This window comes from Gelatiniphilus marinus (assembly GCF_042684345.1).
GTDB lineage: Bacteria > Bacteroidota > Bacteroidia > Flavobacteriales > Flavobacteriaceae > Gelatiniphilus > Gelatiniphilus marinus.
Map to the genome: position 1 here is coordinate 410,927 of NZ_JBHULK010000001.1, position 19,978 is coordinate 430,904.

At 37.5% G+C, this 19,978-nt stretch carries 15 protein-coding genes; all 15 read left to right on the top strand.

Annotation, left to right across the window (positions count from 1 at the left end; all coding sequences use genetic code 11):
* Nucleotides 1-5 precede the first annotated feature (5 nt).
* The 15 genes from ACFSQS_RS01725 (at nt 6) to ACFSQS_RS01795 (ending at nt 19,875) form a co-directional block, all read left to right on the top strand.
* Entirely contained in the window at nt 6-1,187 is a 1,182-nt protein-coding gene (locus ACFSQS_RS01725) for a PNGase F N-terminal domain-containing protein (RefSeq protein WP_388013124.1), read from the top strand.
* Between the two features lie 170 nt (nt 1,188-1,357).
* On the top strand, nt 1,358-2,968 hold the full coding sequence (locus ACFSQS_RS01730; protein ID WP_388013127.1) for a UxaA family hydrolase: 1,611 nt from the start codon (nt 1,358-1,360) through the stop codon (nt 2,966-2,968).
* 20 nt (nt 2,969-2,988) lie between these two features.
* Nucleotides 2,989-3,768 carry an SDR family NAD(P)-dependent oxidoreductase gene (locus tag ACFSQS_RS01735; protein ID WP_388013130.1) on the top strand — a complete coding sequence of 260 codons (780 nt, stop codon included), beginning with the start codon at nt 2,989-2,991 and terminating at the stop codon, nt 3,766-3,768.
* Nucleotides 3,768-5,570: an alpha-L-fucosidase gene (locus ACFSQS_RS01740; protein WP_388013133.1), complete on the top strand. Its 1,803-nt coding sequence runs from the start codon at nt 3,768-3,770 to the stop codon at nt 5,568-5,570. Before ACFSQS_RS01735 ends, ACFSQS_RS01740 begins: the two co-directional genes overlap by 1 nt.
* A 3-nt stretch (nt 5,571-5,573) precedes the next feature.
* Complete coding sequence (locus ACFSQS_RS01745; RefSeq protein ID WP_388013136.1) at nt 5,574-7,052, top strand: alpha-L-fucosidase; 1,479 nt, start codon at nt 5,574-5,576, stop codon at nt 7,050-7,052.
* A 14-nt stretch (nt 7,053-7,066) separates the two neighbouring features.
* Nucleotides 7,067-9,304, top strand: coding sequence for an alpha-L-fucosidase (locus tag ACFSQS_RS01750; RefSeq protein WP_388013140.1), 2,238 nt, complete (start codon nt 7,067-7,069; stop codon nt 9,302-9,304).
* An 18-nt stretch (nt 9,305-9,322) separates the two neighbouring features.
* Nucleotides 9,323-10,180: a fumarylacetoacetate hydrolase family protein gene (locus ACFSQS_RS01755; protein ID WP_388013143.1), complete on the top strand. Its 858-nt coding sequence runs from the start codon at nt 9,323-9,325 to the stop codon at nt 10,178-10,180.
* Between the two features lie 18 nt (nt 10,181-10,198).
* Nucleotides 10,199-11,020 (top strand): glycoside hydrolase family 16 protein, encoded by an 822-nt coding sequence (locus ACFSQS_RS01760; RefSeq protein WP_388013146.1) that lies wholly within the window; start codon nt 10,199-10,201, stop codon nt 11,018-11,020.
* 6 nt (nt 11,021-11,026) lie between these two features.
* The gene (locus ACFSQS_RS01765; protein ID WP_388013149.1) at nt 11,027-11,851 is read left to right on the top strand and encodes an amidohydrolase family protein; all 825 of its coding nucleotides are present in this window, start codon (nt 11,027-11,029) and stop codon (nt 11,849-11,851) included.
* 4 nt (nt 11,852-11,855) lie between these two features.
* The gene (locus ACFSQS_RS01770) at nt 11,856-14,240 is read left to right on the top strand and encodes a glycosyl hydrolase family 95 catalytic domain-containing protein (protein WP_388013152.1); all 2,385 of its coding nucleotides are present in this window, start codon (nt 11,856-11,858) and stop codon (nt 14,238-14,240) included.
* Between the two features lie 222 nt (nt 14,241-14,462).
* On the top strand, nt 14,463-15,242 hold the full coding sequence (locus ACFSQS_RS01775; protein ID WP_388013155.1) for an SDR family oxidoreductase: 780 nt from the start codon (nt 14,463-14,465) through the stop codon (nt 15,240-15,242).
* A gap of 80 nt (nt 15,243-15,322) precedes the next feature.
* Nucleotides 15,323-16,651, top strand: coding sequence for an L-fucose:H+ symporter permease (fucP, locus tag ACFSQS_RS01780; RefSeq protein WP_388013158.1), 1,329 nt, complete (start codon nt 15,323-15,325; stop codon nt 16,649-16,651).
* 5 nt (nt 16,652-16,656) lie between these two features.
* Nucleotides 16,657-16,995: an L-rhamnose mutarotase gene (locus ACFSQS_RS01785; protein WP_388013161.1), complete on the top strand. Its 339-nt coding sequence runs from the start codon at nt 16,657-16,659 to the stop codon at nt 16,993-16,995.
* Between the two features lie 30 nt (nt 16,996-17,025).
* Nucleotides 17,026-18,714 (top strand): beta-N-acetylhexosaminidase, encoded by a 1,689-nt coding sequence (locus ACFSQS_RS01790; RefSeq protein ID WP_388013164.1) that lies wholly within the window; start codon nt 17,026-17,028, stop codon nt 18,712-18,714.
* Nucleotides 18,715-18,732: 18 nt separating this feature from the next.
* Nucleotides 18,733-19,875: an alpha-hydroxy acid oxidase gene (locus ACFSQS_RS01795; protein ID WP_388013167.1), complete on the top strand. Its 1,143-nt coding sequence runs from the start codon at nt 18,733-18,735 to the stop codon at nt 19,873-19,875.
* Nucleotides 19,876-19,978: the final 103 nt, after the last annotated feature.

A 19,978-nucleotide genomic window follows, 5' to 3' on the forward strand; every position in this document is an offset into this window, starting at 1 on the left:
AAAAAATGGAATTTAAAAGTATTATAAAAGCTTGGTTTTTAGTGTTTTGCATCAGTGTGTTTGCACAAGATAATAACACCGTTGTTCAGGTATTTAACAAACAACCCTTAAATTTTGGTGGCGAAAAAGGTACTGATACCGAAGCGCATATGCTGCAAAGCGGACGTATAGTTTATAAAAAAGTAACCGTACCAAGCTTCCCTAACGGAACAGATGTGAGCATAAAATTAACAGTGCGTTCCAATGGCGACCGTTGGGATAAATCGGGGTCTTGTTTTGTAGTTGCAGACCCCAAACTTATTTCAATTTTAGATGTTTCAAAAGGTGATAAAGAATTTCCTAAAGATTCTTTTAAAGCAGGAAATCACGCAGGTATAGTTGCTAGTGAAACTTACCAACCCGTTGTTGAACTCATGCGGTTTATGACGCCTTTTGGCGTTGGTTTTTACAGCGACAATAGTGTAAAATATCGCCGCCCTGTTTATATCCCAAGTTGGGAAAAACAAGTGGTTTGGGAGCATGATATTTCGCAGCTTAAAGATTTGGTTTCCAATACGTTTTATATTGGTATTTGGATAGATTCTTGGACCGCAGAGGGCTATAATTTCGACTTGCAATTATCCTATTCCAACCGAGAGAGAAAAACACTTAAAGTGTTGCCATTGGTAAATTCGATACCTTATGTAAATGGACAACCTATTCCAGATATTTTTGCTAAAGAACCCTTAATTCATAATTTCAATTTGAGTAAAAATGCAAAAAACGTAAAGTTGCATTATATCACAACAGGCCATGGCGGGCATAGTGGTGGCGACGAGTTCATCAAAATTAAAAACAGCGTGTATTTTAATAACGCATTGGTTATAGATACCATTCCGTGGCGTGAAGATTGCGCATCTTTTAGACGATTTAATCCAACCGCAGGTGTTTGGATTAGAAAAGATTCGGCGGCATATTATGATTATAAAACCCAAAAACGGGCTATAAAAGTAATTGAAGAACGCATAGCATCATCAGATTTGTCGCGCTCAAATTGGTGCCCTGGATCATCGGTAAAACCTATGGTTGTTCCATTGGGTGATTTAGAAAAAGGTGAACATCAACTTAAAATAAAAATTCCGGCAACACCTGTAGATGGTGACAAATTAAACCATTGGTTGGTGTCGGCCTATTTAACTTATGAATAATAATATCATTTAAAAGGTTTAAAGACCATTTCCTTGCAAAAAAAGTATTGGTTAAGGTGTTTTAAATGCTAGTTTGGTGCATACAAGATGTTTACTTTTGTTTATGTACCAGTTGTTAATGCCTGTTGTTTTTAGCTAAGCAACGGAACAAATACTTTAATTATAATCTTTTGAAAAATAACTTAATCATTGCTCCAGCAGATAATGTTGCGGTAGCCTTATCCAATATTAATAAGGGCGAAGTATTATCGATAAAAGGAAAACAAGTCAGTCTTGTTGAAGATATACCCGTAAAACATAAATTTACTTTACATGCTTTAAATAAAGGCGATGAGGTAACCATGTATGGTGTGCCCGTTGGAAAAGCCACGACATCCATAAAAAAAGGAGCTTTAATTACCACCGATAATTTAAAACATAGTGCGGCGCCCTATAAATTTAGAAACTTTGATTATCAATATGAAAAACCTTCGATTGATGGGTTATCTGAAAAAACATTTTTAGGCTTTCATAGAAACGATGGGCAAGTGGGTACAGCAAACCATTGGATATTTATACCCATGGTTTTCTGCCAGAACCGAAATTTAAAGGTGTTAAAAGAGGCCTTTGAGGCAGAGTTGGGCTTTAAAAAAGAAAACCCGTACCGACTAAAATTGCGGCGTTTGGTTCACGGCGGTAACGACGCTTCTTATGAAGAAGAAAAACTATCTCAAAAAGTTTTTAAAAATATTGATGGCATAAAATTCTTAACCCACGAAGGCGGTTGCGGCGGCACAAAAGACGATGCGCAAGCCTTAGTGAATTTATTGGCGGGTTACATTAAAAACCCAAATGTAGCAGGCGCAACGGTTATGAGCTTGGGCTGTCAACACGCACAAATAAGCATGTTGGAACAGGCGTTGAAAGAACGTTTTAAAACCGATAAACCCGTACTGTATTTCGAGCAACAACAATATGCTACCGAAAATGATATGCTTTCAAAGGCCATAAAAAGCACCTATAAAGCATTACAAGTAGTCAATAAAATTGAAAGGCAACCCACACCTTTAAGCAAACTAAGTATAGGATTGGAATGCGGTGGGTCCGATGGTTTTTCGGGCATAACGGCAAACCCACTAATGGGCGTAGTGTCCGATAAAATCAATGCTATTGGCGGAAGAAGCATCTTATCAGAATTTCCAGAATTGTGCGGCGTAGAGCAAGATTTAATCGATCGCTGCTCAAATGAACAAGTTGCCAATAAGTTTATCAGAATCATGGAAAGTTATAACGGTCAAGCCGAAAAAGTAGGCTCAGGTTTCGATATGAATCCGTCTCCGGGTAATGTTCGAGATGGTTTAATTACCGATGCCATAAAATCTGCGGGAGCAGCCACAAAAGGCGGACGAAGCCCAATTGCAGACGTAATTGATTATGGCGAATATGCTACAAAACAAGGCTTGAATTTATTGTGCACACCAGGCAACGATGTAGAATCTACAACAGGTTTAGCAGGTTTTGGGGCTAATATTATTCTGTTTTCTACAGGCTTGGGTACACCAACGGGTAATGCTATTTGTCCTGTTATTAAAATTTCATCCAACTCGATGTTGCCAAAAAAAATGAAAGATATTATAGATTTTGATGCAGGACGATTAATTTCAGAACAAGCCAGTCAAGAATCACTTTCAGAAGAGCTTATCGATTTAATAATTGAAGTCGCTAGCGGAAGACATCAAACTTGCGCCACAAAATTAGGTCAAGATGATTTTATTCCTTGGAAAAGAGGCGTGTCGTTATAAAATAAATAAAAAATAAAATAATGTCAAAGTTTAGTTTAAAAGGAAAATCGGCTATAATAACCGGTGGCGCAAGCGGTATTGGTAAAGCTATTTCCACAACATTTGCACAACAAGGCGCACATATTCATATTTTAGAATTTAACAAAGAAAGTGGCGAGCAAACTATTGAAGAAATCAATAATACCGGCGGAAACGCCAGTTTTTATCCATGCGATGTTTCCAATCACAGGCAAGTTAAAGAGATTATTGAGGCCATTGCCAAAAAACATAATATCGACATATTGGTCAATAACGCGGGTATTGCCCATGTTGGCAATGTTGAAAACACCGAAGAATCAGACTTAGACCGTGTTTACAACGTTAACGTAAAAGGCGTTTACAATTGCATTTATGCCACCATTCCAAAAATGAAAGCCCAAGGTGGTGGCGTAATTATCAATATGGCATCCATTGCATCGTCTGTTGGTATTTCCGATCGCTTTGCGTATTCCATGTCTAAAGGTGCCGCTTTAACCATGACATATTCTGTGGCTAAAGATTATGTAAACCATAACATTCGTTGTAACTGTATTTCGCCAGCGCGCGTACACACGCCTTTTGTTGATGGTTTTATTAAAAAGAATTATCCAGGAAAAGAAGATGAAATGTTCGATAACCTATCTAAAACCCAGCCCATTGGAAGAATGGGAAAACCCGAAGAAATTGCAAATTTAGCCTTATATTTATGTTCAAACGAAGCCTCGTTTATTACAGGAACAGATTTTCCGATAGATGGTGGTTTTATAAAATTAAACGGATAATGATTAAAAATAGATTCTTATTAATTTGTGCTTGTTTTTTATTGATAGCATCAACTTTTGCTCAACAAAAAACAGAAGCAGAGTATATTAAAAATATTACCGAACGTCCTTACCCGCAATGGTTTAAAGATGCTAAATTGGGTATTTTTATTCATTGGGGATTGTATTCGGTACCGGCTTACGGAAGTAAAGAATCGTATGCCGAATGGTTTTTACGCGGTATGCAAACCGAAAGTCCCGAGCGTATGGAATTTGTAAAAAATACCTACGGCGAGCATTTTACCTATAAAGATTTTGCACCATTGTTTAAAGCTGAATTATTTAACCCCGACGAGTGGGCAAGTTTATTTAAAAGGGCAGGAGCCAAATATGTGATGTTCGTATCTAAACACCACGATGGTTATGCACTTTGGCCTAGTAAATACAACCGGAATTGGAATAGCGTTGATGTTGGACCCAAACGCGATTTGGTGGGCGATTTAACAAAATCGGTTAGAGAAGCCGGACTTAAAATGGGGCTGTATTATTCGCTTGCAGAATGGAATCACCCCTTGCACCGTTGGTACACCGATCCGCACGATAGTATTGGCAAATATGTTGAAGAATATATGATTCCGCAGTTTAAAGAATTGGTTTCCACATATAAACCCTCCATACTTTTTGCCGATGGCGAATGGTATAACACGGCAAAACAATGGCACTCGGCCGAATTGATAGATTGGTATTACAATTTAGTGGGCGATGAAGCCATAGTAAACAACCGTTGGGGACACGGTTTAGATGTGGGCTATTTAACGCCAGAATACAGTTCGGGCATAAAAGTAACCAACAGGCCTTGGGCAGAAGTGCGCGGTTTGGGGCGTTCTTTCGGGCTTAATAGAAATGAAAAATTAGAGGCTTATGGCACCTCGCAAGACCTTATTCATCGCTTTGTGCAAACGGTTGCCAATGGTGGTGGCATGATTTTAAATGTGGGGCCAAAAGCCGATGGACAAATTCCGCTCATTCAGCAAGAACGCTTGATTCAATTGGGTAACTGGCTAAAAATTAATGGCGATGCTATTTATGGTGCCGAACCTTTTTCAATAAAAGAAGAAGAAAAAGAAATCACTATTAAACGTATTGATGATGAAATAAACTTCAAATGGGTAAGAAATTCACCTATGAAAGACATCAAAGAAGACGATTTTACGGTAGAATGGAACGGCTTTATCGAAGCACCAAAAACCGATACTTATACATTTGAGGTTAAGGCCGATGATGAAGCCGCAGTTTTCATTAACAACCAATTAATCATTAATCAAAACTACACCGCAAAAGGAACACAGTCCGAAGTTATGGGTGCCAATACCAGTGCCTCATCAACAGGGAAAATTAAATTGAAAGCGGGCGAATTATACCCTATGCAAATAAAGTACAGAGAGAAAAAACAGAATGCATCCATTTCATTATTTTGGAATACAAAAAATGGCGATAAAAAAATAGTACCCTCTTCTTCATTGTTTATCGATAAAGAAAAATCGAAAAACGGCATAACGGGAAGTTATTCATCTTTAAAAACCTATCTGTGCTATACGCTAAACCACGGTAAAATTTACGCCACAAGTTTTGAATGGCCAGAAAACGAACTGGTTTTAACTATTCCAAATCCAGGTAACAACGCCACGGTTAAATTATTGGGATTGGATAAAAACCTAGCTTGGAAATATAGCAACGGAAAGATGCATATTGATACAAAATCTGTAAAATACACAGAAATGCCATCGCACGATGCATGGACTTTTGAGATTGATAAAAATTAAAACATGAATAACTTGAAGTTAAAAATATTTGTAGTATCAATTCTCATTTTTAATGGCTTGCTTACTGCACAACACAAGTACCAACCCACTTGGGAATCGTTAGATGCACGCCCCATTCCCGATTGGTTTCAAGATGCTAAGTTTGGTATTTTTATACATTGGGGCCCATATTCGGTACCTGCGTGGTCGCCAAAAGGCACGTACTCAGAATGGTACCAATATTGGTTGCAAAATAAAACCTTGTTCGGAAACGGTAATTTTAAAGGTGATGAAATTGTAAATTACCACCAGAAAACTTACGGCAAAGATTTTCCTTATTACAATTTCGGGAAAATGTTTACAGCAGATTTATTTAAGCCAGATGAATGGGTGCAACTTTTCGAAAAGGCAGGAGCAAAATATATTGTGTTAACATCAAAACATCACGATGGTTATACACTATGGCCCAACAAAGAAGCTAACCACAGGGGCTTTGCTTGGAATAGTATGGAAGTAGGCTCAAAACGCGATTTGGTGGGCGAGTTAACCGCTGCCGTAAAGAAAACCAATATTAAAATGGGACTGTATTATTCACTTTACGAGTGGTATCACCCATGGTGGCAAAACGATAAAAAGCGTTTTGTTGACGATCATTTTTTACCGCAAATAAAAGACTTGGTTACCAAATATTCTCCAGATATTTTATGGGCTGATGGCGAATGGGATATGGAAGCTGAAAAATGGAAATCGAAAGAATTTTTAGTTTGGTTATTCAACGAATCGGTTGCAAAAGACCATATTGTTATAAACGATAGATGGGGTAAAGGTGTTAGAAAAAACCACGGCGGTTATTTTACAACCGAATACGAAACTGAAGCCCCAGAATTTAAACGCCCATGGGAAGAGTGTCGCGGTATGGGTTTTTCGTTTGGATACAATCAAAATGAAGACGCACAAGATTACAATTCGCCCAAAGCATTAGTGTTAACCCTGGTAAATATTGTTAGTACGGGCGGTAATTTACTACTGGATATTGGTCCCGATGCACGGGGAAATATACCTGTAATTATGCAAGAACGCCTATTGCAAATTGGCAGTTGGTTAAACACTAATGGCGAAGCTATTTATGGCTCAAGGCTATGGAACAATTCGTTTCAATGGTCTTTAAAAGGTAAGAAACACTACAAGCCTAAACAGCATTATTTAGGTAGCGAAGTTATTTTAAAACAAACCATAGATCCCGAACCGGGTTATGCGGTAAAAGAATTGTTTTTCACGCAAAACAACGAGGCTTATTTTGTAATACTCCCAAAATGGAAACCCGAAATAACCATAAGGAATTTCAAAGCTTCAAACGATGCAAAAATAACATTGTTGGCTACACAACAAAATTTAAAAGGGAAACAAGTAGGTAACGATTTTGCAATTCCTCTACCCGAATACAAACCTAATTTGTTCGAAGCAACCGACGATTATGCTTACGTTATTAAAATCACTAAATAGTTTATAAAATCAATATGAAAACCATTTTATCGTATTTCACTTTAGCTTTGTTAATTGTTTCATGCTCTAACAATAAGAGCAATGGTCTATTAATGCCAACAAGTTCAACCATTAAAATAGATAACGACGACACCAAAGATTCCATCATCGTAAAAGCCGCTCATGTAGTGCCTACAAAAAACCAGTACGAAGCTTTAAAAAACGAGTTTATCGCTTTTATCCATTTTGGACCTAACACCTTTACTCGAATGGAATGGGGCAACGGTTTTGAAGACCCCAAGATTTTCGACCTTAAAAATTTAGATACCGATCAATGGTGCAAAGCCATGAAAGCCGCCAATATGAAAAAGGTAATTCTTACCGTGAAGCATCACGAAGGGTTTGTACTTTGGCAAAGTCGCTACACCAAACACGGTATTATGTCCACCGATTTTCAGAACGGAAAAGGTGATATTCTAAGGGATTTATCCAATTCCTGCCAAAAATACGGATTGAAACTGGGTGTGTATTTATCGCCCGCAGATTTATATCAAATTGAAAATAAAGAGGGACTTTACGGCAATTTAAGCCAATATTCAGACCGTGTAATTCCTCGACCCATTGAAGGCCGGCCATTTAAAAACAAAACCACCTTTACATTTAATGTTGATGATTATAACGAGTATTTTTTAAATCAGCTCTTCGAATTATTGACTGAGTATGGCCCCATTCACGAAGTGTGGTTCGATGGCGCTCATCCCAAACGTAAAGGCGGACAAAAGTACAATTACTTAGCTTGGAAAGAATTAATTTCGGCACTAGCGCCCCATGCCGTTATTTTCGGAAAACAAGATATTCGCTGGTGCGGAAACGAAGCTGGAGCAACCAGAGATACCGAGTGGAATGTAATTCCGTACCAAGCCAACCCGCTCGAAATGGATAGCTTTGCAGATATTACCGGCGAAGATATTGGAAGCAGGGAAAAATTATACGATGCAAAATATTTGCACTATCAACAGGCCGAAACCAATACCTCGATTCGCGAAGGCTGGTTTTACAGAGACGATACCTCGCAGAAAGTACGTAATGCAGATGATGTTTTTGATATGTACGAGCGTTCGGTTGGCGGCAACACCACCTTTTTGTTGAATATCCCACCAAATCGCGAAGGCAGGTTTTCGCCTGAAGATGTACGTGTTTTAAATGAAGTTGGCGAACGCATCAACGAGACCTATAGTACCAATTTATTTGCGGGTGCTTCAGGATCTAAAAATGTTTTAGATGATGCTGTTGATACTTTTGAGTTGTTAGATTCTGATGTAAAAGAAATCATTATCGAGTCCAAAAAACCAATAACAATCAATCGATTAATCATTCAAGAAGCCATTGCAACGCATGGCGAACGTGTTGAAAAACATACAGTTGATGCTTGGGTAAATAATGCTTGGAAAGAAATAGTTTCAGCAAGCAATATAGGGTATAAACGCATTTTGCGTTTTCCGGAAACCACATCGAATAAATTCAGATTACGGATTTTAGAATCGCGTTTTAGTCCTGCAATTTCTAATGTTACGGCACATTATTACAAAACACGTCCGCCACAATTAAGCATCGCAAGAAATCTCGACGGGCAAGTTAGCATTCAACCAAAAAAACACGATTTTGGGTGGAAACCCCACGGCGAGGACAGCGCAGGAAACTTAAATATTGGACTAGAAATTAGATACACCACCGATGGTAGCGAACCAACAAAAGATTCTGAGTTATTTAAAGCATCTTTTTCAACAACTTCCAGCGAAATTAAAGCAGCTGCATTTTCAAAAGACCAAAAAGGAAGTGTGGTTTCTAAAAAATTAGGAATCCTTAAAAAAGATTGGAAGATTATTAAAGAAGATAGCTGGTCTTCTACAAACAAAAGTAATTTGGCTATCGATGAAAACCCAAAAACATTCTGGCGTTCGGGCCAAAAAGGAACCCCTCATTTTATTGAATTAGATTTAGGAAAATCATATATTTTAAATGCCTTTTCGTACACGCCCCAAAAAGAAGATGCTAACGGCATGATTGAAAAAGGCACCATTAAGATAAGTAATGATGGTAGGAATTGGCAAACCTTTGAAAGTTTTGAGTTTGGTAACTTAATTAACGACCCAACTCCAAGAACACACCAATTTAAAAAAGAATTAACAACACAATATATAAGAATAGAATCTAAGGTAATTGCAGGCGGTAAAAAAACGGCCGCCATTGCGGAATTGGATTTTTTTGAATAACAAATATTTAGATACAATATGAAATTAATACGATTTGGAACAGAAGGAAACGAAAAACCTGGTGTACAATTAGCAGATGGCACAAGATTGGATGTGTCTGGGTTCGGACAAGATTACGACGAAGATTTTTTTGGTGGCGATGGCTTAGAACGCTTAGAAAACTGGATACAAACCAATCAAGAAAATTGCCCTAAAATAAGTGATAGTGTGCGTTTGGGGGTACCGCTAACACGACCTTCAAAACTGGTTTGCGTTGGTTTAAATTACGCAAAACACGCCGCCGAAGCTGGAATGAAAGTCCCAAAAGAACCAGTTTTGTTTTTTAAATCTACTACCGCACTTTGTGGACCAAATGATGATGTTATTATCCCCAAAAATTCTGAGAAAACCGATTGGGAAGTCGAGCTTGCTATTGTTATTGGCAAAAAAGCCTCGTACGTTGAACAGGCCGATGCCTTTAACCACATTGCTGGTTATGTGCTGCATAACGATGTCTCGGAAAGGGCTTTTCAAATCGAGAAAGAAGGGCAGTGGTGCAAAGGCAAAGGCTGCGATACATTTGCACCTCTAGGGCCATTTATTGCAACAAAAGACGAAATTCCAAACCCTAATAATCTTAACTTATGGCTTGATGTTAATGGCGAACGTTTACAGGATTCCTCGACATCAGATTTTATTTTTAATGTTCAAGAAGTCGTTTCATACATCAGCCAATACATGACATTGTTACCGGGAGATATTATTTCAACAGGCACGCCATTTGGTGTTGGTTTAGGCTTTAATCCGCCTAAATATTTAAAACCAGGCGATATTATGGAGTTGGGTATTGAAGGTCTGGGAACTTCAAAACAAATGGCAAAAGCATACCAAGGTTAATTAATACGAAGTAAAACAATGTTAAAATATGTTTTTGTTTTATCTGCTGTTATTTTAGTGGGCTGTAAAAGTGTTCCGTCTAAAATTGTTGATGGTTACAAGTACATTCAAAAAGATTCCGTTACTGCAAAAGACTGGAAATTAGTTTGGAAAGACGATTTTGATGCGCCAGAAATAGACACTAAAAAGTGGACTAAAATACCCAAAAAAAATGCAGATTGGGGCAATTACATGAGTAGCGACCCCAAGTGTTTTGGTTTTTCAGACGGAAAACTATATTTAAAAGGCATTGTAAACACTGATACGGTTTCCGATCCGCGACCGTATTTAACAGGAGGCATTTATACCAAAGGCAAGTTTGCGTTTCAGTACGGTAAAATCGAAATCCGCGCCAAATTGGAAAGCGCACAAGGCGCGTGGCCAGCAATTTGGATGTTGGCCGAAGATAAAAAATACGGTAAATACCCAAGAAACGGTGAGATTGATATTATGGAGCACCTAAATTTCGATAACATTATTTACCAAACCACGCACTCGTATTACACCTTAGAGTTGAAACAGAAAACCAATCCGCCCTATTATAAAACCACAAAATTCGATAAAGAAGAGTTTAATACCTTTGGTTTAGAGTGGTATCCCGATAAATTGGTTTTTACATTAAACGGAGAAGAAACGTTTACTTATCCCAGGATAAAAGGCGTCGATAAATCGCAATGGCCTTACAATCAGCCTTTTTATTTGTTAATCGATCAGCAACTGGAAGGAGCTTGGGTAGGTAAGGCAAACCCAGACGATTTACCGGTACAAATGATTGTGGATTGGGTAAAAGTATATCAATAGAAACCAATGAAAATAGATGCCCATCAACATTTTTGGAAATACGATCCCGTTCGCGATGCTTGGATCGATGATTCGATGCAGGTAATTCGAAAAGATTTTCTGCCAAAGCATTTAAAACCGATATTAAACGCAAATAATTTTGATGGCTGCATCGCCGTACAAGCCGACCAAAGTGAAACCGAAACACACTTTTTATTGGACTGTGCCGAAAAAAACCCGTTTATAAAAGGCGTTGTGGGTTGGGTAGATTTAAGCGCTGATAATGTTGAAGAACGCTTAGTGCATTTTTCTAAAAACAAGTTGTTTAAAGGTGTGCGGCACATTGTACAAGCCGAGGAAAGCAATTTTATGCTGCGCAAAGATTTTAAAAACGGTATTGGCAAATTATCGTCATTTAATTTAACTTATGATATTTTAATATTTCCAACACAAATGGAAGCCGCTATAAACTTGGTCAATACATTTCCAAATCAAAAATTTGTAATCGATCACCTTGCAAAACCTTATATAAAAGCTGGTAAAATTGAGGATTGGAAAACAAAAATAACAGCATTGGCAAAAATACCAAACGTTTATTGTAAAGTTTCGGGGCTGGTTACCGAAGCCGATTTAAAACATTGGAAAATTCAAGATTTCTATCCGTATTTAGATGCCGTTTTTAATGCCTTTGGTGTTGAAAGAATATTATACGGTTCCGATTGGCCGGTGTGCTTGCTGGCCGCCAATTACGAAAAGCAATTACATATCATTCAAAATTATGTTAAAGACTTTTCAAAAGAAGAGCAATCAAAAATATTTGGGGAAAATGCTATTAAATTTTATAATTTATAAGGATATGAATTTTCTAAAAAAGCAATTCAGCTATTTAAAACACGTCAAATTACTATTCATTTTACTAGTTGCGGTAGCTTGTAAAGAAAAAACGCAAACCCCAAAAGATGTGTTGTGGTACGAGCAACCGGCAACCCAATGGATGGAAGCTTTACCTGTTGGAAATGGGCGTTTAGGCGCCATGGTTTTTGGCAATCCAAACCAAGAACGTATTCAGTTAAACGAAGATTCCATGTGGCCCGGAGCCGCCGATTGGGAAGATTACAAAGGAAGTCCTGAAGATTTAGAGCATATTAGAAACCTACTAAAAGCAGGTAAAATAACAGAAGCCGATAAACTGATTGTTGAAAAATTCTCGCTAAAATCCATAGTGCGTTCGCATCAAACCATGGGCGATCTGTTTATCGATTTCCATCAAAAAAAAGAGATTGAAAACTATAAACGTTCGTTGAATTTAGACGATGCTTTGGCGACTGTTAATTACACTTCAAAAGGCAATAGTTACTCGCAAAAAGTGTTTGCCTCGGCTGCAGATGATGCGTTGGTAATTGAGTTAAGCACAACTGCAAACGAAGGCTTAAATTTAAACCTAAAACTAGACAGGCCATTAGATAACGGTCATGAAACGGTAACAATTTCGAATCCTTCAGATAGCCAAATTAGCATGATTGGCATGGTTACGCAGTTTGGGGGTATGAAAAATTCGAAACCTTTTCCCATCGACTACGGTGTGCAATTTGAAACTCGACTTAAAGTTAAAAACGATTCGGGTACTATTGAGTCTGAAAACGGAGAATTGGTTTTAAAAAACGTTAAAAAAGCAACAATTTATTTAGTTTGCAACACGTCTTTTTATCATAAAAATTATAAAGAGAAAAACATTAAAACTTTAGCATTAATTGAAAACAAATCGTTTAGTGAATTGTTTAAAAGCCATCAAAAAGACTATCAAAAATTATACAAACGTGTGGCATTTAATTTAGGAGGTGCCGCATTAGATTCTTTGCCAACCGATAAACGATTAAAACGTATTAAGGCAGGTGAAGACGACCCCGATTTGGCCGCTAAACTTTTTAAATTTGGTAGGTATTTGCTAATTTCTTCTTCAAGAGAAGGTACCAATCCCGCTAATTTACAGGGCATATGGAACAGACATATTAAAGCACCTTGGAACGCAGATTACCACTTAAATATTAATCTTCAAATGAATTATTGGCCGGCCGATGTAACCAATTTAAGCGAACTGCACCAACCCTTTTTTAATTTTATAGATAAGGTTATTGAGCGCGGTAAAGTAACCGCCAAAAAACAATATGGCATTCAAAGAGGTGCTGTGGTTCACCATGCAACCGATTTGTGGGCACCGCCTTTTATGCGGGCAGAACAACCGTATTGGGGCTCTTGGATTCATGGCGGCGGTTGGTCTTCACAACACTATTGGGAGCATTATTTATACACACAAGACGCAGATTTTTTAAAACAAAGAGCGTATCCTGTTTTAAAATCTATTGCTGAGTTTTATTTAGATTGGTTGGTAAAAGACCCAAAAACCAATTTATGGGTTTCGGCACCAGAAACATCTCCCGAAAACTCTTATTTTTTCAATAAAGACAACTCTGGAGCTGTATCGTTTGGCAGTGCTATGGGACACCAGATTATAGCTGAGGTTTTCGATAATGTTTTAGAAGCTTCAAAAGTATTAAATATTGAAGATGATTTTGTTGAAGAAGTGCGCTTAAAGCGGAAAAGCTTGTTTCCAGGTGTTGTAGTTGGCGATCACGGTAGAATTTTAGAATGGAACGAACCCTACGATGAGCCCGAAAAAGGGCACAGGCACATGTCGCATCTTTACGCATTGCATCCTGGTAAAACCATTGTGGAAAATACTCCCATAACGTTTAATGCAGCCCGAAAAACAATAGATTACCGTTTGCAACATGGTGGCGCAGGCACCGGCTGGAGTAGAGCGTGGATGATTAATTTAAACGCACGTTTGTTGGATGCGAAATCGGCACAAGAAAACATTAAAAAATTTATGCAAATATCTGTTGCCGATAATTTATTTGATGAGCATCCGCCGTTTCAAATTGATGGAAATTTTGGTTATTCAGCAGGTGTGGCAGAGTTATTAATGCAATCGCACGAGCCTTTTTTAAGAATCCTTCCTACATTGCCCGACAATTGGAAAACAGGTCATGTTTCAGGTTTAAAAGCTCGAGGCAATATTGAAGTTGATATTGAGTGGAAAGACAGAAAACTTCTAAAACTTGGTTTGTTATCAAAAGAAAATCAAATAAAAAGCATTAAATATAATGGTGTTTCAGTCAAAATTGAATTGCGAAAAAATGAAAAAATTTGGTTGAATGATAAGCTAAATGTTGTAAAATAAGCAATTTTTAAAACATAAATAAGTAGTATTTTTACTTACAGAGATTTAGTTTTGTAAATCAATCAATAAAGTCTGTATCCTATACAATCAGCTATTTATGGGGCTTATTAAAAAAATAATAGATAAGCTTATTTTAAACTATAATTATTGGTTATTCCAGAAATTATATTTTGTTAACTTGCCACGGCTTAAATTACTAAAAATAAGCTTTTAATTGTTACCATGGATTTAAACTTAAAAAACAAAGTCGTTATTGTTACCGGTGGTTCTAAGGGCATTGGCTTGGGCATTACCAATGCATTACTTGCAGAAGGTGCTATTCCGTTTATAATCAGCCGAAATAAAAAAAGCGTAGAAACGCTTGTAAACAGTATCCATTCCAAAGGCAAAGAAGCGCATTACGCTATTGCAGAATTAAGCGATCCCGAACAATGCAAAAACGCTGTTGAGGCTGTCGTTAAAAAATACGGACGAATTGATGGTGTTGTAAATAATGCAGGAGTAAACGATGGGGTGAGTCTTGAAAATGGTGGTTATGAAGGTTTTATGGCATCCTTAAAATGTAATTTGGTACATTATTATCTTATTGCGCACCATGCCTTACCAGAGTTGAAAAAAAGCAAAGGAAGTATTATAAATATAGGTTCTAAAACAGCGTTAACCGGACAAGGCGGTACATCGGGTTATGCCGCAGCCAATGGCGGAAGAAATGCGTTAACCAGAGAATGGGCTGTTGAGTTGTTGCCGTACAGCATTAGGGTTAATGCCTTAATCGTAGCTGAATGTTACACACCTCTATACGATAAATGGATTAAAACTTTTGATAATCCCAAGGAAAAATTAGAATCAATCACTAAAAACATACCTTTAGAAAATAGAATGACCACAGCCAAAGAAATAGCAAATGCGGCAGTATTTTTACTTTCAGACAAATCGAGCCACACCACAGGGCAACTTATTTTTGTTGATGGCGGATACACCCATTTAGATAGGGCATTATAAGTTGTTCAGCGAAAAAAATATAAAAGATTAAAACAGTTCAGTAATTTTTACCCATTTGTAAAACCAAATTCAAATTTAAAATGAGCAAATCAAAACCTGTTGTTGTTTCAAAAAAGATAATAATCCCTTTTATTTTAGTAACCTCGTTATTTGCGCTTTGGGGATTTGCCAATGCCGTAACCGACCCTATGGTACAAGCGTTTAAAAAGGTTTTAGAACTCTCTAATTCGCAAGCGGCTTGGGTGCAAATGGCTTTTTATGGTGGTTATTTTTGTATGGCATTACCAGCAGCCATGTTTATGCGAAAGTATTCTTATAAAGTGGGTATTTTAATTGGTTTAGCCTTGTACGCTACAGGAGCATTACTGTTTTATCCAGCGGCGCAATCAGAGAGTTTTATGTTTTTCTGTTTGGGTTTATATATTTTAACCTTTGGATTGGCGTTTTTAGAAACTGCTGCGAATCCTTATATTTTAGCAATGGGTGCTAAAGAAACTGCAACACAGCGTTTAAATTTAGCTCAAGCCTTTAATCCGGTTGGGTTAATTGCTGGTTTGTTTGTTGCGCAACAATTTGTTTTAAAGAACTTACAATCTGATGATATTACAGATTTTAGCGCTCTCGATGAGGCTTCAAAAGTCTTGGTTAAAACATCCGATTTATTGGTTATTCGTAACCCCTACGTTATTTTAGGCTTAGTGCTCATTGTAATATTCGTTCTGTTTTTGGTTAGTAAAATGCCACAATCTAGAGACGAAGGCGGTATGCCCAGTATTAGTCAAACATTTGCCACTTTAGCAAAAAACAAAAAATACGTGCTTGGTGTACTTGCTCAAATTTTATATGTTGGCGCTCAAATAATGTGTTGGACATATATTTACCAATACGCAGAAGCCATAGGTATGGATAGCGTTACTGCAGGTTACTATCAAATGGCAGCCTTTGTTATATTTACTATAGGTCGAGCCGTTGGCACATATATGTTACGATTTATGAGTTCTGGTAAATTATTAATGTATTTTGCTATACTTGCCGTTGTTTTTGTTTTTGGCACCATTTTTATAACTGGTATGTTTGGTTTGTACAGCTTAGTTGGTGTATCATTCTGTATGTCTTTAATGTTCCCAACTATATACGGTATTGCTTTAGGCGATTTAACCGAAGAACAATCAAAAGTAGGATCTGCAGGATTAATTATGGCCATTGTTGGTGGTGCGTTAATGCCTAAATTACAAGGAATGATTATAGATGCAGGAGGGAATGGAGTTGCAGATACCCAAATCATGGGGGTTTCAGAAGTTAATTTCTCGTTTATTTTACCATTGTTTTGTTTTGTTTATATTGCTTGGTACGGCTTGAGGGTCTTTAAAAAACATGAAGCTACTGATGATGTTTTACATAACGCTTAATTAAAATGAAATACCTAAAACGCCATTGCTTTGCTTTAGATTTAGTTGATGATGCTAAACTAATAGCAGAATATAAAAAATACCACAAGCAAATTTGGCCTGAAATAACTGCAAGTATTGTAGATTCGGGTATTGAAGTTTTAGAGATTTACTGTGTAGTAAATAGGTTGTTTATGATTATGGAGGTGAACGATACATTTTCATTCGAAAAAAAATCAAAAATGGATGCCAACAACCCCAAAGTACAAGAATGGGAAACTTTAATGTGGAATTACCAAAAGGCTCTACCAACCGCAAAAGCAAACGAAAAATGGCTTTTAATGGAAAAAATATATCAATTATAAAACTATAAATAACAATTAAATTATATAAAAATGAAGATTTCAATTATCGCACTTGTGTGTTTGCTTAGTTTTTCGTGCTCCAATAAATACAAGGAAGTGGCAAACACCGAAGCAGATTACCAGATTATACCCAAACCGCAAACCCTAGACATACAAACCGGTAGATTTTTAGTAGATGGAAACACTAAAATTGTTGGCGTAGAAGGTTTAAAAAACGAAGGCGAATTTTTAGCGGGTATGTTAAGTGGGGCAACTGGTAAATCCATCAATTTCTCATCCGAAGGCACAGGAAACGTGGTTTTAAAACTGGACGATAGCATTGAAAACGACGAAGCTTATACTTTAAATGTAACATTCAGCACCATAGAAATAGCAGGTAAAACCCCCAAAGGCGTATTTTATGGTATTCAAACACTAAGGCAGCTAATGCCGGCAAGCATAGAATTGGCAAATGGCAACCTAAAGGAATTAACCATTCCCGCCGTATCTATAAAAGACAACCCACTATACCAATACAGAGGCATGCACTTAGATGTGGCCCGCCATTATTTTCCTGTAGATTTCATAAAAAAGTACATCGATTTAATCGCAATGCATAAAATGAATACGTTTCATTGGCATTTAACCGAAGATCAAGGTTGGAGAATAGAAATTAAAAAATACCCAAAACTTACCGAAATAGGAGCCTGGAGAAACGGTACCATAATTGGGCGCCACCCCGGAACGGGCAATGATGAAAAACGATACGGTGGCTTTTACACCCAAGACGATGTTAAAGACATTGTAGCGTATGCAACAAAAAAACACGTTACCGTAATTCCCGAAATAGAATTGCCAGGGCATAGTAGTGCAGCCATTGCCGCTTATCCGTATTTAAGTTGTTTTCCAGAAGAGCCAACACAGGTAACCAAAGATATGGGCTCTAAGAAAGGAAAAGAAATTCAAGCAGCCGGAACACCAAAAATCGTTCAAGAAACTTGGGGCGTTTTTGATGATGTGTATTGTGCCGGAAAAGAAGAAACCTTCAAGTTTTTAAAAGATGTTTTAAATGAAGTAATTCCGTTATTCCCATCAACTTATGTGCATATTGGAGGCGACGAGTGCCCAAAAGCCAATTGGAAACGTTGCCCCAGCTGCCAAAGCAGAATTAAAAAACAAGGTTTAAAAGACGAGCACGAATTACAAAGCTATTTTATTACAAGAATTGAAAAATATTTAAACTCAAAAGGAAAAAAAATAATTGGTTGGGATGAAATCTTAGAAGGCGGTTTAGCACCCAATGCAACCGTTATGTCATGGCGTGGGGAAAAAGGTGGTATAGAAGCCGCCAAACAAGGCCACGATGTAATTATGACACCCGGACACTCCTGTTATTTCGATCATTTTCAAACCGAAGACAAAGCCAACGAACCTTTGGCCATTGGTGGAAAAACCACGGTTGCCGATGTGTATGCTTACCAGCCAACACCTAAAGAGCTTTCTGCTGAACAACATAAATACGTTTTAGGGGCACAAGGCAATGTGTGGACCGAATACATGAAAACCACAGACCATGTGGAGTATATGATTTTACCCAGAATGACAGCACTTTCAGAAGTCGTTTGGTCTTCAAAAGAAAACCGAAATTGGGACGACTTTAGTACCCGATTAAATACTTTTAAGGATAGATACGATGCCTTAAAATTAAGCTATGCCATGCATACCTTCGAAAAACAATAAAATTAATATGTAACTGTTGTGAGTTTTAATACTAAATACCCGTCCATTGAAGATTTAAGAACCCGTGCCAAACAAAGAATACCAAAGTTTGCTTTTGAGTATCTAGATGGCGGCTGTAATGAAGATATAAATCTGTATAAAAATACCGCTGAGATACGCGAGGTAGAATTGCTGCCCGAGTATCTTAGTAAACACACGGCATCTAGCATGAAAACCACTTTGTTTGGCCATGAATACGATGCGCCATTTGGTATTGCCCCAGTTGGTTTACAGGGATTAATGTGGCCCAATGCACCAGAAATATTGGCCAAAGCCGCTTTTAAGCACAATATACCTTTTATTTTAAGCACTGTAACCACAAGCAGTATAGAGCGCATATCTGAATTAACCGAAGGTAAAGCTTGGTTTCAATTATACCATCCAGCTAAAACTGAGATTAGAAATGACATTTTGAAAAGATGCGAAAACTCGGGCTACAAAACCTTGGTTATTTTATGCGATGTGCCCACTTTTGGTTTTAGGCCAAGAGATATAAGAAATGGCCTAGCTATGCCCCCAAACATGTCGGTAAGCAATATTTTTCAAATTTTAGGAAAACCTAATTGGGCTTTTCAAACCTTAAAACATGGGCAACCAAATTTTGAAACCTTGAAACCATACATGCCAAAAAACCTGGACTTAAAACAATTGGGCAAATTTATGGACGATACCTTTTCCGGTAGGTTAAACGAAGAGCGAATAAAACCTATTAGAGATTTATGGAAAGGTAAAATAGTTTTAAAAGGTGTAGCTAACCAACTAGATGCCGAAAAAGCAATTGCTCTGGGTTTAGATGGCATTATTGTTTCCAACCACGGAGGCAGGCAATTAGATGCCGGAGAATCTACCATAAAACCTTTAACCAGAATTGCTGAAAAATACGGTAATCAAATAGAAGTAATGATGGATAGCGGTATCCGTTCTGGTCCAGATGTTGCAAGAAGTCTAGCTTCGGGAGCAAAATTCACTTTTATGGGACGCTCCTTTATGTATGGCGTTGCAGCTTTGGGAAACAAAGGTGGCAACCATACCATTTCGCTTTTAAAAACCCAATTACAGCAGGTTATGGAACAAATTTGTTGCGAAAAAGTAGAAGATTTTAGAAACCATTTAATTAAGTAGGCTTTAGTATAAAGCGGTTTTTTTAGTACAATAGGTTTGGTTGGTTAGTCGAGTAAAAACAACTTTAGCAATCTTTTTTTTCGGCTAACTGCCTTGTGCATAA